Source organism: Deltaproteobacteria bacterium, assembly GCA_016208165.1.
Classification (GTDB): Bacteria; Desulfobacterota; Desulfarculia; order JACQYL01; family JACQYL01; genus JACQYL01.
Window position 1 is genome coordinate 91,877 of sequence record JACQYL010000045.1, and the last position, 24,914, is coordinate 116,790.

Below are 24,914 nucleotides of genomic sequence, written 5' to 3' on the forward strand. Positions count from 1 at the left end.
TGACATGGTTCAGAAAGGAAGGATTCCATTGATCCAGAAGCTCGTCCTGGCGGCAATTCTGTTGTTCTTCATTTTCCTATCGAGACTGTTCACCAGCGATGTGTCCATGCTCACAACGCTGAAAAGCCTCGGCATCGTATTGGGCGGAACGGTTCTAGGCGTCTTGTTGGCATTTCCTGTATCCACGATCATGGACCTGTTTCGTTCCGTGAAAAAGATATTCGGGAAAGACATGAACACGCCGGTACACATGATTCAGGATGTGGTGCATCTGGCTCGCGTGGGCCGGCTCAAAGGCGTCAAAGCGCTCGAATCGGAATGTGAAAAGCTGGGAGACCCCTTCTTGAGGATTGGGGTCGAGTTGGTGGTTGACCAGTACGGCCGTCACGATATCCGCGACATTCTCGAAAAGGAATTCGAATTCTTCGCCTCTCGACTGGAATCGCAGCAAGCGGTGCTGAACACCATGGTGAAACTGGCTCCGGCCTTTGGATTTGTCGGAACCATCGTCGGCCTCATCAATGTGCTGGGCAACATGTCCACACCGGCAGAGACCGGGACGGCCATGAGTTTGGCCTTATTGACCACCTTCTATGGACTGCTCGCCTCCAATGTCCTCTTTCTGCCGCTATCCAAAAAATTTTCCGAATACGTGAAAAGTGAACAGAGCGTAATGGGGATCATGATCGAAGGATTGGTCGGCATTGCGGAGCAGGAGAATTCCAAAGGCATCAACCACCGCCTGAACTACTATGTGCATCGCCAGCAGTCCTCCAACGAACCGATGGATTCGACGCTCAGGGTCAGGGAATATCTGAGCAATCTGGCGTCATCGAAACGGAAAGATGCCTAAAACGGATATTACAGAGCTTACCCGAAAACTCGAAGCGGCGCGGCGTAAGAGCGGGGCCCTTCGTAAACGATTGGTTCATGCCGAGGCGGAAGACGACACCCTGCTGATCACGGTAAGCGATCTCATGACCATTCTATTGATCTTCTTTATCATGATTTCGCGGATGGATGTATACGTGAAAGCGGAGGAACCGGTCAGCCCCATTCCAATGGAAGCACCCGCAGCCTCGACGGTGTCCGGTATTATCAGTCCGGCGGATAACAACAATCCGGCAAAATCCGAAGCCAAGATTTCCCAGCCCACGCCGGTACCCGCCGAGCCGGACGATCGGAAGCGGCTGACGGATTTGAAACAGGAATTCCTGGAATCCTTGGATGAAGAGGAATCCAGCGATCTTTACGTTCGAATCGAAGACCAGAAATTGGTGGTGGTATTGGGTGAAAGAGTCATTTTTCAAATCGGTCAGGCCGAGATCCTGAACGAGTTCAAGCCACTGTTGGGACAGTTGGCCCGCTTTTTGTCTACCAAAGAAGAATTCAACATTGTCGTGTCCGGGCACACGGACAACACACCCATTCGAAACAGACAGTTTCCCAGCAATTGGGAGTTGTCCGTGGCGCGCGCGGTAAACGTGGCGCGATTTCTGATCGATGAAGGAGTTGCTCCCGGGAGGATATCCGTCGAAGGATTTTCATCGTTCAAACCTCTCTTTGAAAACGACACGGAAGTCCACAAGCAGGCCAACCGACGGGTAGAAGTGGCGCTGATACAAAAACAAGAATAATTGGTTCGTTACGCGGAAAGGAGAAGTCCATGAAACGGTTTTTAGGATGGCCATGTTTGATCATTGTGTTGGCTTCCGCTTCGATGCTGGTATCCTGCACCAACTATCGAACGGCGCCCTCGGGATACATTCTGCCGCTGACGCCCGCCGATCCGGGCCATGTTTTAGGCAAATACCCGGGCACGCCTGACCGTGAAGGCATTTTCAACGTAAATGTGGTAGGAAAGGGCGTTCCCCCCGACAGCGCTTACAGCAAACCCCAAGCGGAACTGCTGGCGGAGAGAGCGGCCGTGGCGGACGGATACAGGAAGTTGGCCGAAAGAATACATGGGCTCTATATTCAGACGTTTATGAGTATGGGCAACATGGCGGTGGATCATGATTGGATCCGGACCGAGACCGAAACCTGGCTGCGGGGAGCCGAAGTTATTGAGATAAAGCATCGGGGAGACGGCATAGTGGAAGCGTTCCTTCGAGCGAGCATTCATTACCGTATGGTGCCTGTTGACCATGTACTTCTGCGGACCCGTTTTTGCCGTCCCTGTTGCAGACTCTCCGGAAAAGTTCCGTATCCTTGCTCTGGAAGAGAAGAGAATACTGGAAAGAGCCATCCGGGATTATGACGCCAGAGTGCTGGAACTGGAGCGTGACCTGCTGGAATTGAACCAGCAACAGGAATGGTCCACGCTGCGGAAGGAAAGGATCCAGGACCAGAAGGACATGACGCCCTACGAACTCGGAAAACATATTGAACACAATGCGACGAAAATAAACGCGGCCTCCAAGGAGAAAGAACGGCTCGAGGCGCTCATAGCCCGCCATGTGGAGCAGCTTGAGATGTTGAACGGCGAGGTCAAGAAACGATTCGGCGACAAGCCGCTCGATTGGTGGACTCTCGATCCCGGAGTTGCCGCCATGATGACCCAGGAAAAGCCGGCTCCGGTCACGCATCACACCTCGGCCAAGGCGGCGGACAAAAAGGATTTGGGACAACAGTTGCGGGAAAAAGGCCTGGACGAGTGGTTGAAGTTTCAAGAAGAGAAAGGCGGAACCCTGCTGAAATCCATCAAACCGATCCTGTTCGCTTCGGGAAAGACGGAAGTTCAACCCGGATATGATCCCTTCCTCAAAAACCTGGCGGAGTTCGTGACACCGCTGTACGGTCGCATCCAACTGGAAGGCTACACCGATAGCTCCCGTATCAAGACCAAAGATTTTCCTTCCAACTGGGAACTGGCGGCCAAGCGAGCGTCCAGTGTGGCAGGCCGTCTGATGAGCTTCGGCGTGCCGGCTTCAACCATCACGGTCATCAGCCGGGGTTCCGGCGGCGCCCCCATGCCTAACGACAGCACCACGAACCGGGCTCTGAACCGCCAGGTGGACATCACGGTTTTCGTACCCGACGTTATGGAAAAATAGTATCAACAGGAACGCCTCGCGGCCGGTGCGGGCCCGAGGCTTTTCGCGGAATGATCGGGGAGCGGTTCTCCGCCCTTAGCCCCCGGCGAAGGGCAGGCGATGGAGGGGCTCCCTGACGGCCGGCCCCTATACATCGCGCCCGGCCGGCCTCGGAGTGTGCTTCGAGCGTTCCGTCCCCCAAAGAAACGATGCGAAGGCCGATTCAGGAAACCCTTCCCTCTATATCGCCTCCCTCGGAACGGGACAATCCTTTCGATTCGTCCTGGGTCTTTTTTTCCCTCTCAGCCCTCAGAAGACTGCGTTCCGCTCTGAAAATATACTGCACCAACGCTTCACGGCTGTTATAGCTGATCGCCTCGAAACGAACGGCGAGGGCATGCGATTTTCCCGCGAGAGGAGTCGCATGCATCACCCTTGCCAGAGCCGGTATGACCCGTTGACAACTGCCGGCCAGGTAAATCTTCATTTCGAGGAGCGTTCCTTCGTCAAGCACTTCACTCACGATAAACTTGCAGCCGCTGCCCGAAATGTTGATCCGTCTCGGCTTCTCGGGAAGGACGCTTCCCACCTTCTCGCCCCTCAACAGAGAAATGATCATGTCCAGTTTGTGATTCAGAAATGAAATCCTTTCGTGAAAGGCCTCCAGAACGGGGCCGAGAACTCGCCACACAGCCTGTTCCTCGGCGGTGAAGTCCAATTCCGGCAACGACGGCAGGCTCTGCTCGTCAACTGTTCCGGACAGATACTTCGGCTTCATCATGTCAAATTCTTGACGAGATATTCTCCGGTACGTAAACGACAGGTAGTCGTCCATTCGCCTGAACCCTCTACGTTCTTTCTCAGCCATGTGTACTCTCCTTCCTAGGCGTGATCCGAAGACCGACATCCGTCGTCGACTGGGCGTTCAACAGATCCGATTTTATGCAGTATTCGTACCATTGAAGATCACCTTACTATTTCTAAGGGACACACGTACGGTATTAGGACGCATTATTCCATTTTTCTTTAAGTTCCAGGCTTTTTGAGCCATCGGTCGCAACCGCTTCGAAGCATGGGCCCACACGGGTTACCCCGTCGCGGGACAAGACAACGCCTCTTTCACCTTGCCCTCCCCGACATAAAGAATCATAGTGGGAAGGGGAATCCTGGACCGGAGCCTCGGGGAAGGCGGTGGAACCCCCGGAATTTTACTATATGGCCCGTATTATACAGACGTATGCGCCTTCCAGTCAAAAGAAGGTATCCGTTAACCTTGTTCCAGACACATATACTACATAAGGATTCCCCGGCGCTCCGCTAAAAAGACACATGGTTCTCATTTTTGTAGCGATCGCAACGGACGGATCTTGAAATCCCGATTAGGCTAAAAACAATACATTCGAAGAGAGCGGTCCGGATCCTTTTCGTTTGCCGCTGGACCGTAGGAACCTTTTAACGACTCGAAACCGCCGAAAGGAGAAGGCAATGGAAATTACGGAACTCTACTCCAAGGGAAAAGCGGACCTCATAGACCGAAAGATCGGATTCACCCTTGGCGCGGTGGAAACCGGTTGGGTCATGAAGAATAACCGAAACGTTTTGGACGCGTACTACATCCGGCAACGCGCCATCGATGCACCCGCCGTAGCTTCCACGGACATCACGCTGCTGGACGTATCCCTCTCGACACCCGTGATCATGAGCGCCATGACCATGCCCATTCCAGCCATCCGGGACGGGGCCCTGATGATGGCGGCCCGGGGCCTCAAGGAGGCCGGCTCCATGATGTGGACCGGCACGCCCATTCCGGACAATCTCAAAGAACTCGCAGGCACGGGCGTCCCCATCATCCAGAATCTGAAACCTTTTTCGGACAGGGACAAACTGTACAAGGATCTGAACCGGATTCAGGAGGCCGGCGTTACCTGGATCGGCGTGGAAATCGACGCAGGACAGGGTACCAAGATCGGCGACCAACTCGTGGCCAAAAACTGCTCACCTCTGTCCATGAAAGAACTCGAGGAAATCCGCCGCAGAACCAAGAAGCCGTTGGTGTTCAAAGGAATATTGAGCCGCCACGACGCCGTTCGTTCCGTCGAAGCGGGCGCGGACGTGATCATGGTATCGAACCACGGCGCCCATACCCTGGACTACCTGCCGCACCCCTTCCAAGTCATGGACGAGATCATGGAAGCGGTGAAAGGCAAAGTTCATATCATGGTGGACGGCGGATTCCGGCGCGGAAGCGACGTGATGAAAGGCCTGGCTTTCGGCGCGGACCTGGTGGGCCTCGGGCGTCCGGTCTTGTACGGCCTGGCCGCCGACGGTCAAAGCGGCGTGCGGGACTTGGTGCTGCAGATCACCGACGAACTGCGGCGCCTCATGATCATGGCCGGCGCTTCCCGACTGCAGGAACTGAACCGGGATTGCATTGCGAAAGCGGGGTAATATTGATGTGGAATGTTTTGCTTCACTGAGGGAAACTTTGAAGCGTTTCCCTCAGACTCTCTCCAAATCTTTTGAGCAGGCCGCACCGCCGTCGGCGGAGCGGACCCCCATAAAGGACATGCACGGGGGAGAAAGCAAGGGTGAGGGGGCGTTTATGGGCAAGCACCACCGATTCGTGTCTATCTATCTAGCTTTCGTCATCATGCACAACTCCACCCCAGCTCCCGGAAACGCCGCATTCGAGCATAACGGATTGGGTTACCGCCCTCGGCGCGAGTAACCCAGCACAGTCACTGCGCCCCGCCACGCTCAAAGAGCAACAGGTGTCATCGCGTAAATACGTGCAAAAGAAGATGCGGTTTTCAAGTCGCCTCTCCGCAATGCCGCTCTGATGTCATCAAGTCTCAAGGCCTGATCCAGGGATAGGTACGGAGACCAGCCTTCTTCCGATTCAACGAGCTCAACGTCGACTTCCGCAACGTAATGCCCTTCATGGATATACTTGATTCGGGTCCTTTTCTTCATTACCTACGCCTCCTGAAATCAGCCGACCACTTGCGCGGGTTTGGCCTGTAAGCCGTTACAATCACGGCCGGAGACGACGCTCCCTTCGGAACGCCCCGCACCACGTGAATCGGCTTCCCATCCGCATCCTCCTGCAGCGCGAGCACACATGGCCCTTTGGGATAATCGGGGTAATCCTCAACCCCGGCCACGATGTCTTTCACGAAAACCTCGTCCGCCGCCAATTCCTCATAGCCGTGGTCGGAGATCAGAATCCGGCGTTCCCGGATCAGTTGGAGAATGCGCTCAAATGTCTGTCTCATGCTCTAAGCATAACGATTTATGTCCGATTTCACAATGGGCTGCGTACCAAAGAACGACAAGGTCCAACCACAACGACGTCGATCCTTCGCCTTTCGCGCAATGACGTCAACCCCCTTTAAGGGCCAAAGCATCTGATCCATAAGTCCGGATGTCCAAACATAGCTCCTTCTCCCTCAGGGAGAAGGTCGGGATGAGGGCATTTCCCTCTGTCACAAGCCCGAGGTGGCATGGACAACTCGTCTGTCCGCGTTGCGCAGCAACAAGAGGTGGTTGTACTCGGTACGCCCATGGGTTGCATCCTTTCATCTTCGGGGAAGAGCCTCTTATGAATTGTCAACGTCGGATAGAATACGAGAATTCAGCCACACCGGGCAAAGTTGCTCCCTGATTTTGCTTGCGTCTGTTCGCGGTTTTTGTGAGATTGTCACTGACAGTTCGTTCAATCTTCTCCCTCACATATTTCGGTCAAAGGAAGCCCCGTCCATGCCCGAAACCGCACACATAGAGGCTCTCTCTCCGTCGCGTCTTCATTTACTCCTCAAGGGCTATCATGCCGCCGGTGTCAGCGGTAAGATCGATCTTTGCCGGCGGTTTTCCGAGATCAAGAAAACGGAGTCGATGTGGCCCGCAGGGCGCGCATCGAGATATAAGGGCGGATGATCGCAACCCGCACCTGCTAGTACCGGCGGATAGGATCGTCCGACCATAACCTCTGTTACCAACCCAAACGAAAAGGAGGATACCATGGCTTCCACCAGTGACGTCTTGTCCCATCACTTGGGCGCTTTCGGACAAGGCAGCGTAGAAGAGATCGTGAAGGACTACACGGATCAATCGGCCGTGCTGCATCCGGATGGCGTGGTCAAAGGATTGAAGGCCATCAAAGCGTTTTTCGGCGAAATTTTCAAGATTTTCACTCCAGGCGACTATACGTTCGAGATGCTGCGACAGGAAATCCAAGGCGACGTGGCGTACATACTCTGGAAAGCGGAGACTCCCAAACTCACCGTGGCCCTGGGTACGGACACGTTTGTCGTCCGCGACGGCAAGATTTCCGTTCAGACCTTTGCCGGGCACATGATTCCCAAGTAAGTCCATTCCGAGGAGTGGGGGGCGTGACATACTGATGTTCCCGCAACGGTTATTCCTTCTCCGCGCGCCGTACGCCCCCCTTTCCTTCGATCACCACCCAACATCACCAGGCCTTGCCGTCGGTCATTCGCTCGTCATTAACGCACGGACCGGGTTGAACATCGCCGGACCCAACGATACTTGGCTGGTATCCCACATACGCTCCCCACCTTCCGTGCGCCGCGTGCATCCCTCAGATCAGATTCACGTCGTTGGTATTCGAGAATCGGGTGCGATATTGTCTTGGCGAAAGGCCGGTATGCTTCTTGAACAGCCTTCGGAACGAGTTGGTGTCTTCGTAGCCCACAAGGTAGGTAATTTCATCTATCGTATCCTGGGTGGATTCGAGTCTACGTTTGGCGGCTTCCACTCGTAGTCTTTGCAGATAGGTCAACGGGGAATCACCCGTGGCCCTCTTGAACCGACGTTTGAAATGACGCGGACTCATCGAAAACCTCTCGGCAACCGAATCGATATACCCGATATCAGCGTGGTTCTCCTCCATCCATCCCTGGACCTGCAATACGTTCCGGTCATTATGGTTTTTTTGCACTTCAAAGATGGCCCACGGCGACTGGTTTTCCCAACTCGGATGGAGCATCATTCCTTTCGAAAATTTGGCCGCCAGTTCATTGAACCCTAACTGCTTGATAAAATAGGCGCACAGGTCGGCGGTAAAATTATTCGAGGCCGTGCACATCAAACCGCTGTCTTCGGTGATAATCTGTTGCGGTTTCAATCTGACCTCGGGGTAACGGCTTTTGAATTCCCTGAGAAAAAGCCAGTTGGTGGTGGCGTTCTTACCATTCAGAAGCCCGGTTTCCGCCAAGACGAATGCGCCGGCGCTGATGGCCGCGACTTTTGCGCGCCTTTGGTAATGCTGTCTAATCCATTCCAGGATCTTTCCCGACATACTCCGTAAAGGCTCTACGGTCGGCTGAAAGGACGGTATCAGAATCAGGTCGGTTTCCAGCACGTCATGAATGGACCTCGTGGGCTGAATCGGAATACCGCCAAAGGAAGAGACCACCTTTCCGTTTTCGGTGACGATCTCCGTATGAAAATGGGATTCTCGAACGTTCTCCTGCAGGTACGGAAGAAAGATACTGCATAGGTTGAAAAATTCGATGGAAGCCGCCAATCCGGACAGCACGCAATTCTGCTCCGCCAGGAGCGTGATTCGGATCATCTCATTCCCCGGTTCTGTTTTGGCGTTTTTCGCATTGTTTATGTCATTAATGCCTCTTCTTTTCCTTTCTCGCAAGCCCTACAATGGCGTTCCTCAAAAGCCCTAATACGTCTGATTCCCCTTTTCCTAGCGACATCTGGAGAATGCACGGAGGTTGTATCATGTCGAACGCCGGCGAGGTGCGCGTTGCGCTGGTCCGCAGCACGTACAAGAACGTTTTCGAGCAAGTGAGGAAGTCCCTGGAACTCATTCAATACAGGCCCAGGAAGGACAGGATATTCATCAAGCCGAACCTGGTCGGCAGTTTCTCCGCCGACAGCGGTTTCATTACCCATCCCGCTGTTGTGGAAGCCCTGGTTCGTATCTTCAGGGAGTATTTCCCTCGAGGCGAAATCGTGGTGGGCGACGGATGCGCCGTACACGAGCATTGGGAGCGCGTGCTGAAAAAGTCAGGATATCGGTATCTAACGGAACGGTACGGCGTCCAAATCGTCAGCCTGGACGAGGTGGAACGAAAAGACTATTCCTGGGCGCACGGAACCCTCGAGCTTCCCGAACTGCTGGACACGCACGAATATATCAACGTGGCCAAGATGAAAACCCATTGCCAGGCCTCGGTTTCGCTCTGCATGAAGAACCAGAAGGGCTTGCTGCGCAAGAAGAACAAGCAGAATTTCCACCGAAAAGACGATCTTCATGATTCCATCCGCTTCCTCACGCAGGCCGTCAAGCCGGATCTGAGCGTGATCGACGGCATCCATTCCTTGGAAGGAAACGGGCCCCTGCCGCCAGGTACGAAGAGGAAAGGGCCGAATCTGATCATCGCTTCGCAAGATATCTACGCGGCGGACAATGTGGGCGCTCGCGTCATGGGGTTCAACGTATCCGACATCCCCCACATTCCGGAGTTCACCGACTATTCGGTAGTCGGCGAGGATTTGGAAGCGAACGTCATCCCGTTCAAGAAGCCCGATCCGTCCCCGTGGGTCAAGAACAACGTGTACTTCCATTTCGACGAAACCGCCTGCTCATTGTGCTCGGTCTCGGCCTCCGTGGCCTACGGTCCCAGTCTGTCCAATCTGCCGTTCATAGTTCGACTGATGGCCATTGGGGGTATGTCGATCAGGAAAGACGTGATCATGGGCGCCATCCCGTACTCGTCAAACGGCGGCGACGGACACGTACTCTGTCTTGGAGATTGCGCCGCCAAACTGGCAAAGAAGAACGGTTTTACGTTTGTTCGGGGATGCCCGCCCAAGATCTCGGACCTGAGAACCGGGTACCTGGACTTCTGCAAGAACGCTAAAAAGGCGCCGCAATAGCCTTTCGAGGATGGGGAGACCGTGAAATAAGGGCTTTATCCTGTTCCCTTCTCTTCCTGCGTGCCCCACCCTCCCCTATCCTCAAATCAGGGCTTGCCGAATCGACTCCGGACCTTTCCCCCGGTCGATCGAGTTCTTAGGTTTGGCAAAGGGGACTGGGGGTTCAAGAATTTTCCCGCGAATCATTATGATCCTGTTACGCGCGGTCTTCTGAATACCCAACATCGGAGCAGCAGGTAGTTGACGAGCGTAATAAAGGCCATTACCCAGAGCCAGACAACGGTGGAAACGAGACCCTTTTGATCCACGTACACATGAATCAAGAACACGCTGAGGCAGAGCAAGCCTAATTGAACCAGTATGAAACGAAGGCCTTCCATGGAAATGCGGCCTCTGCTCTTGAATGACCAGGACCGATTCCAGTAATAGCTCCAAGCCAATCCTCCGGAGTAACTCAGAACCTGGGCCACGGCTCCGCCTGACTCGAACGAGTGCAGAATCGAGTGGCTCACATAAAATAGGCAGAACGAAATAAGGGTATTGGAAAGACCGACAACGGAGAATCGAAAAAAGCTATGTTCGAAGGCCTTTTTGAGCATGGCGGCAAGACTACGGGAATCTTCGCGAAACGGCCTTGGTGCGTTCGGCGACGATGAATCTGGGCCTGCCCTGGAGGATCTTGTGGATTCTCGAGATATACAATCCGATGATTCCAAGGATGATGAACAGGACGCCGAACAGAAAGGATATGATCCCCATGGTCGAGGCCCAACCGGGTAGGGTGGCGCCTTGAGCGTACCGGATCAAAATATACACGAGTTCTCCGGCGGCCATCACACTCGTTGCCGCGCCCAGCCATATCCCCATCCGGAGGGGTTTGTTGGAAAAGGAGATGACGGCGCCCAGGGCAAACTTCAACATCTTCTTCAGCGGATACTTGGTTTCACCCGTGAACCTTCTATCCGCAGTGTAAGGAACGGTGGCGCAGTTGAAACCGACCCATTGAACAGCGCCGCGCAGGAAGATATCGGTGTCCCTGAACCCGAAGAGCACTTCCAACACTCTTGCGTCGATCAGTCTGAAATCCGAACTGCCCGGGGCCAACTTAACGTCCGTCATTGAGGAAAACAATCTGTAGAAACAGGTCGACGTCATTTTCTTGAATCCGCCGGTCTCGGCATCGTCCGTGCGTACGGTGTTGACTATGTCGAAGCCCTCTTCCCACTTCTCGAAAAGAGCGGGTATAATTCTCGGCGGGTGTTGGAGATCGCCGTCCATGGAAATGACGGCCTCGCCGCGAGCGTGTGACAAACCTGCCAACAACGCATGCTGATGCCCGAAGTTTCGTGACAGACGAATTCCTTCGATTCCGTCGTGCCTGGACGAAGCGTCACAAATGGCCTTCCACGTGCCGTCGTTACTTCCGTCATCTACGAATAGTATCTCGTACCGAACGTCCAGACTTTTTAAGGCGTCGGTAACTTGCCGGCCCAATTCCGGGACATTTTCCTCCTCATTGTATACCGGGATTACGACGGACAGGAACCTGCTCATGGGTCCTCCTCAACGAGCCGTGTCCGCCTGACCGCATATGTCTTCCCGCTGTGCCGCAAGCGACTTCGAATAGACCGACAATTCGAGTCTTTTCAAAACGTCAGCCTGTTTCTGAAGAAATTCGACGGACCAAGGGAGGAGCGGACGCACTTTATCGGATTTTTCGGAGCATAGTAATGCCCTATACGGTTCCTGCAAGTCCTGGTGAAATCTTTTAAAAGATTTCACGCCCATGACGGAATCAACGGCAGCGCAACCTATATAAGACAAACAAACCATAGAAAACAACAGTATCAATACACAAGATGATAGCCTTGTGAAGACCGCTCGAAACGGCCATAAAACAAGAATAGACATAATCGCGAGGACTGTCAAACTCAGCCATGCCAGATTAGGCGCCATGGAATATCGGACCCAAAACGCGGGTCCGATGCCCGCACCGGACCGGCCGACGGCGATCAGCATCGAGCTCAGTACGGCATAGAAAATGACACACACGTAAGGCAACATAACCGCGAGTTTATCTTTGGCAAACCGACTGATGACGTAAGCCGAAAGGCCTAACAGGGTGAAAAGGACAAGGGATCCCACAAGCGTCCACTTTTGCGGCAAATGCATCAGGTCAAATAACCTGCGCAGCGGATTTCCCAACAAGGATAGAGTAAACAGAACGACATCATAGATCCTGGATCCATAAAATTTGCTGTGAACAGGATCCGCTATACGGACATACCCATAAAAAAACGTCAGGTAGCCTAGCGCGGAGCAACCGGTCCACAGGAGCAAAAACCCGCGCCGAAGCGGCCGGTTTTCCCCTCTCCAAAGGATCAGCGGAATAAAGCCGACAGGCCAGTAGGCCAAGCCAAAGGAAAAAGAATGGGTGGCCACCAGACCCAGCAGAAAAGCGGCAATGAGACTACCGATTCTATGCCTTGGTTCGCACAGCAGGAGAAGACCGGATACCGCGCACAGAAAATTCAAAGAATACGTAATCTGCAATCCGCATAGCCAATTTTCCCAGTTTTGAGCGGAAAATACGATTACGGATACCATGGGAATGAACATAGAAACGAAGCCCGATCCGATGAGGGATAACGATTTACGTATCTGGACCAGAATAACCACGCACAGGGCGGCATATAGTACAATATTGAATGACAGCTCGAACAGCGTATTCCAGGAACTCATCTCAACCAAGGCCAATGCAATAACCTTAGGGAAAAATATTCTGTGGTCTCCAAACTGACTCCACAGATGGTAAAAGGTTAATTTCCCATGGTAGAATCGATCGACCATGGGGACCAAATACCATTGGTCCCCGTACGGAGCGTTGACATGATATTTGTACACCAGATAAACAATAAAGACGAAGGGAATGATCCCCATTGCTGCAAGAAGAAGATCCAGTTTTCTGTTCTTGGAGAACGGATCTCTGGAAAGAGACGGTCGATGAGTCAGTTTAGAGGCCATAAGATCTACGGATGGATCGGAATATAAAGGAGTTGTCGGAAAACAAACGATAAGGTTCAGCTAAAGATCGGAAGATCATAGGTGACCCTTCACAGTATGAATACAAGGAACATGAATCAGGCGAAGGTTCTAGCCGCTGTATCGACCGAACGGATTGAGTGCTCTCTCCGAACAAGCGAAGCCCGTTTCGAATGAATCCGTTCTTGAATCCGGTGATAAGCACAAAATATGCCAGATCTCGTAACCTGCTTGAGTGTCGGGCAATTTCGGAAACGGCCCACATCCGGTTTGGCTGAACTGCTCAACTATTGCGCAATCTTCGCTCAGCTACTGTAATGAAATTGAGCAGCCGATCAAGTTCCTTTCATGGGAAGGGGTCATTACGAGAACTACGAAAAAGATGGGGATAGGGGGTGGAGGACCCATTCAGCCGGTCTCCGGCGTCGCCTTCCATACCGGCGGAGGGTTACAGAAAAACCTCCGGGGGATCCCTTTGAAGGAGTCCCCCGGAAGTCACAAGGTATCAGGAATCGGTTTCCAAGACCGGGTTGTTAATACACTCGGACGTTATGATCGAGTCCGGATCGTCCTACGAGGACGCTTCGTTTCCCTTCAGCGGCGTGGATTCGACAATGTTTTCTATGTATCGACTGATGTTCGTTACCTTATTATTGTCCAAATTGGTGAACTCGATGCCCAGTTGAATTTGTTTCTGATCCACGATGGAACTTCGGATACTACCCCCCAACTCTTGACGCTCGACGAGTCCCATCAGATAACAGGAAACACTGACATCTTCATCCAGGTTGATATACGTAAGCGTTCCTGCATTGGTTTGAAATCTGCATCCGTCTATGCTGATATTTGCGATAATGCCTTCGTGTTGTTTACGATCTACCGTCATAAGCGCCGGCAGGCAACAGTTCACCCGCTCCTTTCTTCGCATGTCACGGTCTTCTATGGACACTGGGTAAGACAGAAACAACAGCTTGAAATTGTTTTCGCAATAAAAGCCTTTAACCTCGGACGGAAACTGATACGGATGATTCGAGTATCGATAGCTGCAAGTAACATTCAATCCTTGAGACAATCTGTGAACAAGGGTAGGTATCTGGGGGACCTGAACGATGATATAATCTCTTTGCAGCATGCCCACACAGAATCCCGTGACACTCCCGGGAATCCCCTCGACTTCGAGATCCAACAGATGTCCGTGGTTCATGCACAGGGCGAGGCCCTGACGTTCCCGATCGACCGTTTCTTCGAATCTCATGGTGCATGCCTCCTGAGCCTTATGTGTTCAATCAGGCAAACCGCCTCATATATCTATTCATCGTCATTCTGTTAGTAAACTCAATCGTTATTTTCAAGAGTATTTTCGTGCGGAAAGACATTGTCTTCGACTTTCGACCCCGGGCATGCACCGAAACGTTCGAAAACGGTTGACATAAGCTTTCAATACTATTACCAAAAAGCATGCCCGTAACGCTGACCGGACATCTCGAACACATCACCTTCCAAGCCGAAGACACAGGATGGACCGTGGCCCGTCTGTTGCTCGACGACGGACGGCAGGTCAACGTGGTGGGCCATCTGGTCGGCGTGAGCTTGGGGGAGCATCTGGAGGTAGAGGGCGAATGGACCAATCACCCGCGTTTCGGCCAACAGTTAAAGCTGTCCCAGTTTCGCATCATCATGCCCGCCACGGCCGAGGGAATACAGAAGTATCTTGGTTCCGGTGCAATCAAGGGCATCGGTCCCGTAACGGCTGAGCGAATCGTCGAGCATTTCGGAGAACAGACGCTGGACCTTCTCGATGCGGATCTGGATCGGCTGCTCGAGATCGAGGGCATCGGCCCCAAGCGGTTGAAACTCATACGATCTTCGTGGAAAGCGCATCACGGGATGCGTGAGTTGATGGTATTCCTTCAGGGACACGGCATGGGGCCCGCCTTGGCCGTGAAGATTTTTAAGGAATACGGAAACCGGTCCCTGGAGGTCATCAATAAGAACCCGTATCGTTTGGCTACGGATTTGTACGGCGTCGGGTTCCTTACCGCGGATCGTCTGGCCCGGAATCTGGGTTTTGACACCGAGTCCGTCCTGCGGGCCGAGGCGGGGGTGCTGTACGTGCTGCAGGGATTGGGAGACCAGGGGCACGTATGTTACCCCGAGGCCCTCTTACTCGAGCGTTGCCGGGAGCTCCTGGAAATATCCGGCGAGGTGATCGAACGGGCCGTCCGCGGTCTGATGGATCGCGGACTGGTGGCGGTGGAGCCGTCCGGCGATCCCCCCCGCAACCACGTGTACCTGAAGCGTCTGTATATAGCCGAAAAAGGCGTCAGTAGCGCAATTCGGGATCTGATACGTTCGGGGACGCCGATTCCGCTCACGGGCTGGGATAATTTGATACCCTGGGTTCGAAAACGTCTGGGTTTCGACCTGGCGGACCGGCAAAAGGAGGCTGTAAAAACCGCTCTCCTGAACAAAGTCACGGTGATCACCGGAGGGCCCGGCACAGGCAAGACCACGTTGATCAAAGCGATCATAGAAATCATGAAAAGGCGGGGCCAGACCGTGCTGCTGACGGCTCCCACGGGACGCGCGGCGAAACGTCTGGCGCAATCATCCGAGCAGGAAGCCCGGACCATTCACCGCCTACTCGAATTCAGTCCTAACGAAACGACGTTCAAGCGAAATCAGGATCATCCCCTTCGAGCCGACGCGGTGGTGGTGGACGAAGCGTCCATGGTCGACATTACACTGATGTACTGCCTGTTGAGAGCCCTGCCGGCCGAGGCCGTGCTCGTTCTGGTTGGCGACGTGGATCAGTTGCCGTCGGTGGGACCCGGAGCCGTGCTCAAAGACATCATCGATTCCGGCAAGGTCCCGGTCATACGATTGGACCAAATCTTTCGACAGGCCGAAGAAAGCATGATCGTCGTGAACGCCCACAGGGTAAACGCGGGCAAGTGGCCGATCATGCACACGGAAGTGGACAAGAAAATCCCGGATTTTTATTTTTTTGAGCGAAGTCAGGAAGACCGGCTGCTGGAATCCCTGCTCGATCTGTGCACCGTCCGGGTTAAAAACCACTTCGGATACGACCCCGTGAACGAGGTGCAGGTGCTGACCCCGATGAATCGGGGGGCCGTGGGCGTGTACAACCTGAATCTGGAATTGCAGAAGGTGCTGAATCCCGGCGAAATCGAACTCAAGCGCGGCGACGTGGGATTCCGGACCGGCGACAAGGTCATGCAGCTCCGGAACAACTACGACAAGGAGGTGTATAACGGGGACATCGGAAAAGTGATCTCCATCGACCGGGAAGAACGCGCGCTCCTGGTCGAATTCGACGGGCGCATACTTCCCTACGACTTTTCGGATCTGGACGAGATCACCCTGGCCTATGCGATCAGCATTCACAAGTCTCAAGGAAGCGAGTATCCGGCCGTGATCGTCCCTCTCCTGATGCAACACTACATGCTGCTCCAACGAAATTTGATCTATACGGCCATCACTCGAGGAAAGAAGCTGGTCATCCTACTGGGACAGCGGAAAGCGCTGGAAATGGCCATTCACAACGACAAGACCCGAAAAAGATACAGCTTGCTCAAAGATCGTCTCGTGCAAGGCGATGGCGACGATCGAGGCGCCTTCCGTTTCGACCCTGACGATCCTTTTTCCGTGGAGATTTTTTGAAGGCGAGCCGGGCGAATGAAATGGGTTCATAAGATCCCAGGACCCGGTTGCCTCCAATTTTCCAATCATTCACGGGGAGACTGTTTGAACCGGCCTTGTAAGTTTCCCAATCATCCTCTAAACGAATCCCATCAAGTTTTACAGTCTGTAAAAAAAATGTAACAAATGGACGGCCGCTCAAGGCCGGCGGTCGGATCAGTTCCTTAATAAACCATGCAACATCGGCACGATACGTACCATTGCCGGGAAACCCGCCATGGCACGCCGATTGCCTCTGCCCATCTTGTGGATTCGAGCAGCGGAACTCGATCGCGCCCCGGAAGACTCTGCTGAAACGAGCGCTTCCGGGGGCTGCCGTAACGCGAAGAACTCGGACGATGTCTTCTCACCTGTAAACAGTGCTCAAGGAGGAACTCATGGGACATGGGAAAAGCAAGGTACTTCTTCTACTCTTAATGACGGTGATGGTTTTTGGATCCATGATTGTTTCGAACCCGGCGTATACTGAAGAGAATGTCGACATCGGAGCGATCCTGAAGACCTTGGGGGACTTGCAGACCACGATCGAGAAGCAAAATGCCGAGATCGAGAGACTCAAAAACGCACTCCACGAGCTCTCCGAGCGCCAGGATCGGGCCAAGGAAGAACAGCAAAACCTCATCCAGGCGAACGTAAGGAAGGAAGTGGAGGAACAGGTCAAACCGCTGGAATGGGCCAAACGGTTGAGCCTATCCGGTGACATGAGGCTACGCTACGAAGGGAGATACAACCGGAAAGACAACAGCGGCCAAGATGTGGAAGATCGTAACCGCTTCAGGGTCCGTTTGCGGCTCTATGGCGACGCCAAGATCTCGGACGAGTTGGCTGCCCATTACATGCTGAGCACCAGCGACAACCAGTTTGGACAGACAAGCAATCAAACGCTGGACGACGAGTTCGACAACAAGGCCATATTCATTGCTCGTGCATACGGAGATTATCGTCCCAAATGGCTTCCAGGTCTCGAAGTCGGCTTCGGGAAATTCAAGAATCCCTATCTGCACAGCACCATTTCTTTCGACCCGGATGTGAATCCCGAGGGGTTTTACGAGTTGTACCAATACAAGGGGTGGGAAACGGTGCAGCCCTTCGTCAAGCTGGGACAAATCATGATCAGCGAGAACGATCTGACCAAGGATGCCTCTTTGTTCCTCTGGCAGGGCGGCGTGGGGGTCAATTTCAAGCCGGTGCAGTTCACCTTTGGGGGAAGCTACTACGATTACACCAACCTCGAGCGCTCCCGTCTCGGGGAATCGAAGCGGGCCTTTGGGAACACGACCACCACGGACCCGGAAACGGGGGGGCCCATACTTGCCTATGACTTCAGGATAGCGGAGGCCATCGGATTCGCCGATTTCAAACTTCTCGATTATCCTGTCACCCTCTGGGCGGACTATTTGAAAAACACCGCCGACGAAGTCCCGGAGGACACGGACTCGGCTTGGGGAGCCGGACTTACGTTCGGAAAAGCGAAACAAAAGGGAGAATGGTCCTTCGAGTATAGTTATCGGTATATTCAAGCCAACGCCGTGCTGGGTCTATTTTCGGACGGCGATTTTCTTGGAACGGATAAGGAAACCCACTGGTGGCGGTTCACCTATCGGTTGTTCAAGCCGTTCAGCGTACAGGCCGCCTTTTTCGACACGGATTCGATCGACGGAGAAGTCCGGGAAAACCGATTCCAACTCAGCACGTTTTACTACTTCTAACGATCCGCAGATGACCTTCGCAGGACAGCATCCGGGGAATCCCCTCAGTCGGATTCCCCGGACCCACCAAAATCGGTTGAACCACCGCCTTTAAGATCGTATAGAGAGAGGAAGGGTTCGGCGCGCCAATCATGACCCTGATCGCCTGTCCATGAGCGTTTTGAAGGTAAAAAGGAGGTAGACATGAATGATCCTATCATCGCGCACCGGCATGACAGCGTGGTGGAACTGAGACTGAACCGGCCCAAGGCGTACAATGCCCTCGATTATGAGTTGTTGGAGTCGTTCCTCAGCCGGCTGGCGGAAGCAACCTTCGACAAGAGCGTGCGGGGCGTCGTCATCTCGGCTGAAGGCAAAGCCTTTTGCGCCGGGGGCGACTTGAGATGGGCTTCGAGTCAGCCGACCGGCGCACCCGCCGCTTTGCACAAACTGGCGGGTTGCTTTCACCAGTCCGTCCTGGAAATCCGGCGAATGCCGAAGCCGGTAATTGCCGCCATCGACGGCGTTGCGGCCGGAGGCGGCTTCTCCCTGGCGCTGGCCTGCGACTTCCGGGTGATGTCCGAGAGCGCCGTACTGATTCAAGCGTACACATCGAGCGGTTTGAGTATGGACGGCAGCGGCACCTACGCTCTGCCCCGCCTGGTCGGCTTGGCCAAGGCCCTGGAAATCGCCGCCTTCGATGAACCCATATCCGCCGGGAAGGCCCTGGAATGGGGACTGGTCACCAGGACGGCCCCTCCCGGCCACGCCCTCGAGGAAGCCCTGTTTATGGCCAGGCAACTGGCCCAAAAAGCATTGCATTCCTTCGGCTGGTCCAAACGGCTGTTGACGGACTCGTTCCAAACGCCGTTTGAAACGCAGATGGAACTCGAACGGAAAGGAATAGCCGACTGCGCCGCGCAGCCGGACGGTGAGGAGGGCGTTCGGGCGTTTCTGGAAAAGCGCAAACCCGAATTCGGCCGGAGCTGATTCGTTGTAAGGATTCACGGGTGAAAACATTTCAAACGGTTTTCACCCTTTCTCGTTCCCAAGTACAACTTGGGAACGAGAGTGAAACCGGCGCCAACCCGCCGGAAGCGGGTATCCGGGGCGTGCTCTGGCCGGGTACGATTCGCCGTGGTTGTTACACCAGGTAGAACCTGCATCCCAGACGAAAGATCGAGCGAAATAGGGCAAGAAAGCGCTGGAGGTCCAGCGGTGTTGTGATCTTCGGCGCCTTATAGTCTCTCAGAAACGTCTTTACACGTTCATAGTAGTGCTTGGGCGAATAGATGTGGCGCATGATGTTGCTGTATCCTTCGCGCAGCGACTGCAGGTCCATACGGGGAACGATGTTCGTGGTCCCATCCGTATTTCCCGACATATGCCCGAGAAGACGTCCTTCTTCCTTGAGACGTTCGTACAGCTTTGTGCCGACCGGGGCCTGCAGAAGACCTACCATGGCGGTCACGATTCCGCTTTTTTGGATGAAATCGATCTGGCGCTGAAAAATGGAGCGCGTGTCCGTGTCAAAGCCCACGATGAATCCACCCTGCACCTGCAATCCGGCGCGTTGTATGATTTTTACACTCTCGACCAGGTCCCGGTTCCTGTTCTGCCTCTTGTTGCAGATGGCCAGACTTTCCGCCTGAGGCGTTTCGATTCCCACGAAGACGGTATCGAATCCCGCTTCGACCATCATCTCCATCAGCGGCCCGTCATCGGCCAGATTTACGGACGCTTCCGTGTTGAACGGCATCCCTCTTTTGTCCTTGCGCCATTCAATCAACGCGGGCAGCAGTTGAGTTTTCAGGTAATTCTTGTTGCCGATGAAGTTGTCGTCCACAAAGAAGATCTGTCCTCGCCATCCCAAGCTGTAGAGACCATCCAGCTCCGAGATCACCTGCCCGGCGGTCTTGATGCGCGGCCGGTGTCCGAAGAGAGCCGTCACATTGCAGAAGTCGCAATCAAAGGGACAGCCTCGGGAGAACTGAATGCTCATGGACGCGTATCGTTTCATACGAGCCAATTTCCACATGGGAGCCGGCGTTTGGCGGATATCGGAAAACTCGGACGACCGGTAGACACGTTTGGCGCATCCTTGCTCGAGGTCCTCGAGGAAGGGAGGGAGAGTCAGTTCCGCTTCGTTAAGCACGAAATGATCGACCTCATCGAATTGTTCGTATTCATGGGCGAAGAGAGGTCCGCCCGCCACCACTTTGAGTCCCGCTCCCTTGCATCGGGCAATGAGGTCCCGTGCCGAGTCCCGTTGCACGACCATGCCGCCGATGAAAACCACGTCCGCCCACGCGAGATCCTTGTCCGTAAGCTTCGCGACATTCACATCGATCAGACGTTTGGCCCATTCGTTTGGCAGCATGGCGCCCACAGTGAGCAGGCCGAGTGGCGGGAAAGCCGCCCTTTTGTGAATGAACTTCAGAGCGTGCTTGAAACTCCAGAAAGTGTCCGGGAACTCGGGATAGATCAGAAGCGCGTTCAAGGAAGTCTCCTTATGCCTTGGATGTGGGGAGAAACGGCCGGAAAACGTTGTTGGAAACCGTTCATCGATGGGTTGAGCCGTTGTGTTGCGTCTTCTGTTTAGATTTGTTCCATTGTACGTTGCGATTTGCATCCGGTCAATAGTTTACGGGATGACTGTCAATGACACATTAAGTTGATCGGTTTATGTAGCACATCAATTGACCGAAGTTTCCGTGGCGTGCTGTGGGGCGGCACTTGCCGGCAGCGCCCGTCACCGTTCGTCATCCCGGCCAAGCCCCGTAAAACGGGGCCCGAGACTGGATCCGGAATCGATTGGATTCATTGAAGCTTCTTGGATTCCGGATCTCGCTGCGTTCGTCCGGAAGGACGCTTCCGACATGGCGACATGGTCTCTTATGCCGGAATGATGGGGGAAAGTGGTGGTTTGGAAGACCACTTCGTGAACGAGGACATAAAACAAAAGGGCTACGGATCATCTCCTGTAACCCTTCCATTCTTCATGGCGCCGGAGGGGGGAGTCGAACCCCCATGAGCGCAAGGACTACCGGATCTCGGGAACAGTGTCTCTCCGGATTTCTTTAGTCCGTTTGGGAGTCCTCAACCCACTGAAATTTTTTGTTTAAGATCGTTACAGTTCGAATAGGGCAATACCTTCTCATACTGGAGTCTCCCTACTACAATCCCGGCAGATATCCCAACTTGCGAGGCAAACTCTCTTATGGCCCGCTTGCTGAAACGATTTCGTTCGAGAAACGCCTTGAACTGACGAGGCGGGATCAGAAGGTCGGCCGCAAACCTGTTGGCCTCTTCCTCGCGTGGATCATCCCAATAATCCTTTCCAGCATGCCCTGCCAAGTCATTGATCTCTATGAAAACGTCTTTCTTCCCATGTCGCAAGATATGTTGGGATTCGTGAAAGAAACTAAACCAGAGCTGGTCATCGGTTTTATAACGGAGGCTTAACTGTATTATGGCTTTATCCGTGGTAAGCCATCTTGTTGCACCATTCATAGGCATCTTTTGCAGTCTCGGTACAAATACTACAGCCACGCCGCAAGCCGCGCATATGTCTATAAGTCTGGATTCAAATACCTCGGGAGGCTCGTTCGTCAGAGTTCGAATCTTCCTATCGAGAAAATCCCCAAATTTATCCTTGTCATAAGGAGCGCATTCAATCTTTTGAGCGTCTAACTCCCCTTTTCGAAGCCAGGCCACTAAAGCTGAACTATCCGTCTCGAAAGCGTTGGATTTGCGATAAGCCGCGGCAAGATACTTGCGCGATACGTTCTCCCATTGATCCGGCGAGGCAATCGCAAAGAACCTGAGAGCCTCTTTTATCTGATCGACTCGGTTTTTGAATCCCTTGATCCAGCCCTTTTTGATCATTTGCCGCACCGGGATTGAGCTCAACCATTCCTCGTATTTTTTAAGATTTTCCTTTTCCTTCCGACGCGCCAGGAATTCTCTGTAATTGCACTCAAAATTGTTCCAAAAACTCGCAGGTACGCCCAGCACGCTCTCGAGTTCGAGCGCAATCACCGGGGTGACCGGCGCCTTGCCCTTTATGATGTGATTGATTGTTTTTTTGGAGCGCCCTGTCCTGTCCGCAAGTTCTGCTTGAGACATTCCCAATGCTTCGATTGTTTCGAGCAGAGTTTCGCCTGGGGGCGAAACAGAGTCGGGATTATATTGATTTTGGGCGTTTCTTATCATGGGGGTCCTCTATTCCAAGGATTTCAATATGGGTGACTTTGGACAAATCAATGCTTCCGTCCTCTTTTTCCGGAAGCGGTTCATTGCAGGGGCGTAAGTAGAGCCTGTATGGGCCGTCCAAGTCCAGGGAAAATGTACCTGCTCGGTTTCCCAAGAGCGGATGGCATCGGCCTTGAGGAAGTGTGAACAGGTCCTGAAAAACCGATGCAGCTCTCAACTGGTCCAATCTTCGCCGAATGCGTTTTGCTCTTGTGTCGCCGTGAACCCGTGCTAACTTCTTATGATTATTACATTCCTCCATAAGTTTGCGGCTCTTAAAGAGTATTTACATCTATCCACCTTTTGAGATTGGATTAACTCATTAGGTTAATAAAAATATGAATTATGTCAAGAAAAAACCCCGGAGAGCCATTTGCGTTGTGACGCTTGCCATCTACGAATGACAAGACTGGTAAGGTCCGCGCCCTGTACCTGGATGACGAATGGATGGAAGCCATCGAAACTCAACACAACCGGCGTCGCAAGGTCGGGAAGAGGGTTTCCCGTTTCCATTCACGGTGTATACGGAGAGACCTTCTGGAATCCGCCTATAATTGTGTCATACGGCGGTATCTTGGGGGAGCGGGGTAGCGCGGACAACTTGTTGTCCGCGTTGCTCAGCAACAAGAGGCCCCACCCGGCGTATGGCATCACGCAGCCCTACGATTTAAGCCGTAAGGTCACCTCCTGTCGGACCCCCATCCATCATGATCGATCCCTCATGGCGCGACGAGCGAGACGGACCGGAAACGCCTTTCTGTTTATGACGACCAACATGGTTCCCCCCCCCACAAACAAAGACTGCTTATGACCCTGCGAACAGGTACCTTTCCGGGCGGTTCGGGGCTATACCAGATGTTGTACCTGGTCCGACTCATGGACCGCTAACGTTGCGACCCCTCTCTCTTGATTTCCAGAATGAAAGCACTGCTCAATTATTGAGCAACCTGCGATCGACGATTGCGCAATTTCTGCGCAATATCGAGCCACCCACCTCAGCCATAATTTGTAGATTTCCAGTGAAATAAATCTGTTATTGCATTTGGCTCGCAAGCTACATAAGATTTGTATTGCATAGGTGTGTAACCTGGCGCGAGAGACACATATGTAAGAGGTGCATTGTGGCGCTCGGGGCGCTGCATCGCGTCATTATCCGAGGTATCGAAAGGCAAGCGGTTCACGAGGATGATAAGAACCGGGCAAAGAAAAAAAAGGGACTGTGGTGATTATGCGCGTTTCCCCGTTTCATCATCTATCAATTTTCTGAAAAGGCCTGGCCCAAGGTCGGAAGCCGGAATTGACCGGAGGCGGTTTGTTAAGAAGCGTCGGCAGGTGGGGCGTTTTGAAATCCATGGGCGGAACGCAGATCCGTTTGAAAGGCGATGAACGAATTCCGGGCGTCGGCGATTTTGTGGAAAAGCCGATGCACCATGCTTCCGCGCAGATCGATCGCCGATACCGTCTCCGGGAAAACTGGATTGTCCGTTGAAGAATGGAAACGCACAAAATCAACCCCGTCCCCCTTTATCCGCCTTATTGACCATTCGAAGGCGAAAGAACGGAATATTGTGAGCGAAGTTCGAGATTCGAGGGGTTGCTCGTAGGTGTGAATCGTTCCGCCCCTGGCCAGGTCACCACTGCGGTTACGTGCAAATTTCCGGATATTCAATAGGAGCCGACTATGAGACCAATTATGTCCGTTGTAATAATATTGCTACTGGTTGCCGAAGTTTCGGCAATCGAGCCTGTATCTAATATCATAGAGCAGACAAATGCTCCAATTCAAGTAATGAGCTACTATTCGCTATATAGAGAGCGGGCCAAATACACAACGGAAGGAATACATCACACTGTTGAATATAAAAACGTAACAGATAAAACCATCGTTGCCGTATCAATCGGACTGGTGAGTTTCAGTGTTTGGAACGAATTTATGGACCATACAAACGGGATGGCAATTAGAGATATCTCTCCTGGGCTGCCTGACAAGGGTGTATGGATAGCCCGAGCGTATGCTTATTTTTCATTCCTCACGGGTTTTGCATATGTGAGTAAGGTCAGATTCTCCGATGGGATTATATGGGAAGCGGATATCCGGGACGTTTTGAGTGAGCTAGTGTCTGTCCATAAAGACCCGATTTCGGACTTATAATTGGGGTCGGGATCGGTGGTTGCCGGCCCCATAGAATGATCTATTGGGTGTGCCGATGCTTTCCGGCTTCATTCGTCAATACAGGCGGCTATGATGACACAC

Annotated in this window: 23 protein-coding genes; 13 read left to right on the forward strand and 10 right to left on the reverse strand. The window is 53.2% G+C overall.

The genetic code is table 11. The features are described 5' to 3' along the window. Positions 1-28: 28 nt before the first annotated feature. Genes HY788_09455 through HY788_09470 form a run of 4 tightly spaced genes read left to right on the forward strand, consistent with a single transcriptional unit; the run spans position 29 to position 3,056 of the window. A complete protein-coding gene (locus HY788_09455) occupies positions 29-853 on the forward strand; it encodes a MotA/TolQ/ExbB proton channel family protein (GenBank protein ID MBI4774388.1) in 825 nt (274 codons plus the stop codon). Then, on the forward strand, positions 846-1,637 hold the full coding sequence (locus HY788_09460; protein MBI4774389.1) for a flagellar motor protein MotB: 792 nt from the start codon (positions 846-848) through the stop codon (positions 1,635-1,637). The genes HY788_09455 and HY788_09460 overlap by 8 nt, the downstream gene beginning before the upstream one ends. A gap of 29 nt (positions 1,638-1,666) precedes the next feature. Next, complete coding sequence (locus HY788_09465; protein MBI4774390.1) at positions 1,667-2,260, forward strand: hypothetical protein; 594 nt, start codon at positions 1,667-1,669, stop codon at positions 2,258-2,260. Beyond that, the gene (locus HY788_09470; protein ID MBI4774391.1) at positions 2,148-3,056 is read left to right on the forward strand and encodes an OmpA family protein; all 909 of its coding nucleotides are present in this window, start codon (positions 2,148-2,150) and stop codon (positions 3,054-3,056) included. Before HY788_09465 ends, HY788_09470 begins: the two co-directional genes overlap by 113 nt. Before the next feature lie 202 nt (positions 3,057-3,258). Here the strand turns inward: HY788_09470 and HY788_09475 are convergent, their stop codons facing one another. Then, positions 3,259-3,903 (reverse strand): PilZ domain-containing protein, encoded by a 645-nt coding sequence (locus HY788_09475; GenBank protein MBI4774392.1) that lies wholly within the window; start codon positions 3,901-3,903, stop codon positions 3,259-3,261. Positions 3,904-4,520: 617 nt separating this feature from the next. Between HY788_09475 and HY788_09480 the strand changes: the two genes are divergently transcribed. Continuing rightward, complete coding sequence (locus HY788_09480; protein MBI4774393.1) at positions 4,521-5,483, forward strand: alpha-hydroxy-acid oxidizing protein; 963 nt, start codon at positions 4,521-4,523, stop codon at positions 5,481-5,483. Positions 5,484-5,792: 309 nt separating this feature from the next. Here the strand turns inward: HY788_09480 and HY788_09485 are convergent, their stop codons facing one another. After that, on the reverse strand, positions 5,793-6,008 hold the full coding sequence (locus tag HY788_09485) for a hypothetical protein (GenBank protein ID MBI4774394.1): 216 nt from the start codon (positions 6,006-6,008) through the stop codon (positions 5,793-5,795). Continuing rightward, entirely contained in the window at positions 6,008-6,310 is a 303-nt protein-coding gene (locus HY788_09490; GenBank protein MBI4774395.1) for a DUF4258 domain-containing protein, read from the reverse strand. The genes HY788_09485 and HY788_09490 overlap by 1 nt, the downstream gene beginning before the upstream one ends. 484 nt (positions 6,311-6,794) lie before the next feature. Between HY788_09490 and HY788_09495 the strand changes: the two genes are divergently transcribed. After that, the gene (locus HY788_09495; protein MBI4774396.1) at positions 6,795-6,971 is read left to right on the forward strand and encodes a hypothetical protein; all 177 of its coding nucleotides are present in this window, start codon (positions 6,795-6,797) and stop codon (positions 6,969-6,971) included. A gap of 84 nt (positions 6,972-7,055) precedes the next feature. Beyond that, entirely contained in the window at positions 7,056-7,403 is a 348-nt protein-coding gene (locus HY788_09500) for a nuclear transport factor 2 family protein (GenBank protein MBI4774397.1), read from the forward strand. Positions 7,404-7,635: 232 nt separating this feature from the next. Here HY788_09500 and HY788_09505 read toward each other — a convergent pair whose 3' ends face one another. Then, positions 7,636-8,631, reverse strand: coding sequence for a helix-turn-helix domain-containing protein (locus tag HY788_09505; GenBank protein MBI4774398.1), 996 nt, complete (start codon positions 8,629-8,631; stop codon positions 7,636-7,638). A 161-nt stretch (positions 8,632-8,792) separates the two neighbouring features. Here HY788_09505 and HY788_09510 point away from each other — a divergent pair, with 161 nt between their 5' ends. After that, positions 8,793-9,953, forward strand: coding sequence for a DUF362 domain-containing protein (locus HY788_09510; protein MBI4774399.1), 1,161 nt, complete (start codon positions 8,793-8,795; stop codon positions 9,951-9,953). A 185-nt stretch (positions 9,954-10,138) separates the two neighbouring features. Here the strand turns inward: HY788_09510 and HY788_09515 are convergent, their stop codons facing one another. The 4 genes from HY788_09515 to HY788_09530 all read right to left on the reverse strand — a co-directional run bounded on the left by HY788_09515 (position 10,139) and on the right by HY788_09530 (position 14,250). After that, complete coding sequence (locus HY788_09515) at positions 10,139-10,552, reverse strand: GtrA family protein (GenBank protein ID MBI4774400.1); 414 nt, start codon at positions 10,550-10,552, stop codon at positions 10,139-10,141. Between the two features lie 10 nt (positions 10,553-10,562). After that, on the reverse strand, positions 10,563-11,507 hold the full coding sequence (locus tag HY788_09520) for a glycosyltransferase family 2 protein (GenBank protein MBI4774401.1): 945 nt from the start codon (positions 11,505-11,507) through the stop codon (positions 10,563-10,565). 9 nt (positions 11,508-11,516) lie between these two features. Further along, complete coding sequence (locus tag HY788_09525) at positions 11,517-12,977, reverse strand: hypothetical protein (GenBank protein ID MBI4774402.1); 1,461 nt, start codon at positions 12,975-12,977, stop codon at positions 11,517-11,519. A gap of 589 nt (positions 12,978-13,566) precedes the next feature. Beyond that, positions 13,567-14,250 (reverse strand): flagellar brake protein, encoded by a 684-nt coding sequence (locus tag HY788_09530; GenBank protein ID MBI4774403.1) that lies wholly within the window; start codon positions 14,248-14,250, stop codon positions 13,567-13,569. Between the two features lie 203 nt (positions 14,251-14,453). Here HY788_09530 and HY788_09535 point away from each other — a divergent pair, with 203 nt between their 5' ends. From HY788_09535 to HY788_09545, 3 genes are all read left to right on the forward strand, one after another. Then, positions 14,454-16,679, forward strand: coding sequence for an ATP-dependent RecD-like DNA helicase (locus HY788_09535; GenBank protein MBI4774404.1), 2,226 nt, complete (start codon positions 14,454-14,456; stop codon positions 16,677-16,679). Positions 16,680-17,095: 416 nt separating this feature from the next. Next, entirely contained in the window at positions 17,096-18,427 is a 1,332-nt protein-coding gene (locus tag HY788_09540; protein MBI4774405.1) for a putative porin, read from the forward strand. A gap of 183 nt (positions 18,428-18,610) precedes the next feature. Then, the gene (locus tag HY788_09545; GenBank protein ID MBI4774406.1) at positions 18,611-19,396 is read left to right on the forward strand and encodes an enoyl-CoA hydratase/isomerase family protein; all 786 of its coding nucleotides are present in this window, start codon (positions 18,611-18,613) and stop codon (positions 19,394-19,396) included. A gap of 154 nt (positions 19,397-19,550) precedes the next feature. Here the strand turns inward: HY788_09545 and HY788_09550 are convergent, their stop codons facing one another. After that, the gene (locus HY788_09550; GenBank protein MBI4774407.1) at positions 19,551-20,906 is read right to left on the reverse strand and encodes a B12-binding domain-containing radical SAM protein; all 1,356 of its coding nucleotides are present in this window, start codon (positions 20,904-20,906) and stop codon (positions 19,551-19,553) included. A 599-nt stretch (positions 20,907-21,505) separates the two neighbouring features. Beyond that, positions 21,506-22,621 (reverse strand): ImmA/IrrE family metallo-endopeptidase, encoded by a 1,116-nt coding sequence (locus tag HY788_09555; GenBank protein MBI4774408.1) that lies wholly within the window; start codon positions 22,619-22,621, stop codon positions 21,506-21,508. A gap of 1,351 nt (positions 22,622-23,972) precedes the next feature. Here HY788_09555 and HY788_09560 point away from each other — a divergent pair. Both HY788_09560 and HY788_09565 read left to right on the forward strand, forming a co-directional pair. Further along, positions 23,973-24,149 (forward strand): hypothetical protein, encoded by a 177-nt coding sequence (locus HY788_09560; protein ID MBI4774409.1) that lies wholly within the window; start codon positions 23,973-23,975, stop codon positions 24,147-24,149. A 192-nt stretch (positions 24,150-24,341) separates the two neighbouring features. Further along, positions 24,342-24,812, forward strand: coding sequence for a hypothetical protein (locus tag HY788_09565; GenBank protein ID MBI4774410.1), 471 nt, complete (start codon positions 24,342-24,344; stop codon positions 24,810-24,812). The last annotated feature ends 102 nt before the right edge of the window (positions 24,813-24,914 follow it).

Excerpts from the sequence above, each read along its gene's own strand:
- HY788_09460 (MBI4774389.1), top strand. The coding sequence starts at position 846 with ATGCCTAAAACGGATATTACAGAGCTTACCCGAAAACTCGAAGCGGCG.
- HY788_09465 (MBI4774390.1), top strand. The coding sequence starts at position 1,667 with ATGAAACGGTTTTTAGGATGGCCATGTTTGATCATTGTGTTGGCTTCC.
- HY788_09470 (MBI4774391.1), top strand. The coding sequence starts at position 2,148 with ATGTACTTCTGCGGACCCGTTTTTGCCGTCCCTGTTGCAGACTCTCCG.
- HY788_09475 (MBI4774392.1), bottom strand. The coding sequence starts at position 3,903 with ATGGCTGAGAAAGAACGTAGAGGGTTCAGGCGAATGGACGACTACCTG.
- HY788_09480 (MBI4774393.1), top strand. The coding sequence starts at position 4,521 with ATGGAAATTACGGAACTCTACTCCAAGGGAAAAGCGGACCTCATAGAC.
- HY788_09485 (MBI4774394.1), bottom strand. The coding sequence starts at position 6,008 with ATGAAGAAAAGGACCCGAATCAAGTATATCCATGAAGGGCATTACGTT.
- HY788_09490 (MBI4774395.1), bottom strand. The coding sequence starts at position 6,310 with ATGAGACAGACATTTGAGCGCATTCTCCAACTGATCCGGGAACGCCGG.
- HY788_09495 (MBI4774396.1), top strand. The coding sequence starts at position 6,795 with ATGCCCGAAACCGCACACATAGAGGCTCTCTCTCCGTCGCGTCTTCAT.
- HY788_09500 (MBI4774397.1), top strand. The coding sequence starts at position 7,056 with ATGGCTTCCACCAGTGACGTCTTGTCCCATCACTTGGGCGCTTTCGGA.
- HY788_09505 (MBI4774398.1), bottom strand. The coding sequence starts at position 8,631 with ATGATCCGAATCACGCTCCTGGCGGAGCAGAATTGCGTGCTGTCCGGA.
- HY788_09510 (MBI4774399.1), top strand. The coding sequence starts at position 8,793 with ATGTCGAACGCCGGCGAGGTGCGCGTTGCGCTGGTCCGCAGCACGTAC.
- HY788_09515 (MBI4774400.1), bottom strand. The coding sequence starts at position 10,552 with ATGCTCAAAAAGGCCTTCGAACATAGCTTTTTTCGATTCTCCGTTGTC.
- HY788_09520 (MBI4774401.1), bottom strand. The coding sequence starts at position 11,507 with ATGAGCAGGTTCCTGTCCGTCGTAATCCCGGTATACAATGAGGAGGAA.
- HY788_09525 (MBI4774402.1), bottom strand. The coding sequence starts at position 12,977 with ATGGCCTCTAAACTGACTCATCGACCGTCTCTTTCCAGAGATCCGTTC.
- HY788_09530 (MBI4774403.1), bottom strand. The coding sequence starts at position 14,250 with ATGAGATTCGAAGAAACGGTCGATCGGGAACGTCAGGGCCTCGCCCTG.
- HY788_09535 (MBI4774404.1), top strand. The coding sequence starts at position 14,454 with ATGCCCGTAACGCTGACCGGACATCTCGAACACATCACCTTCCAAGCC.
- HY788_09540 (MBI4774405.1), top strand. The coding sequence starts at position 17,096 with ATGGGACATGGGAAAAGCAAGGTACTTCTTCTACTCTTAATGACGGTG.
- HY788_09545 (MBI4774406.1), top strand. The coding sequence starts at position 18,611 with ATGAATGATCCTATCATCGCGCACCGGCATGACAGCGTGGTGGAACTG.
- HY788_09555 (MBI4774408.1), bottom strand. The coding sequence starts at position 22,621 with ATGATAAGAAACGCCCAAAATCAATATAATCCCGACTCTGTTTCGCCC.
- HY788_09565 (MBI4774410.1), top strand. The coding sequence starts at position 24,342 with ATGAGACCAATTATGTCCGTTGTAATAATATTGCTACTGGTTGCCGAA.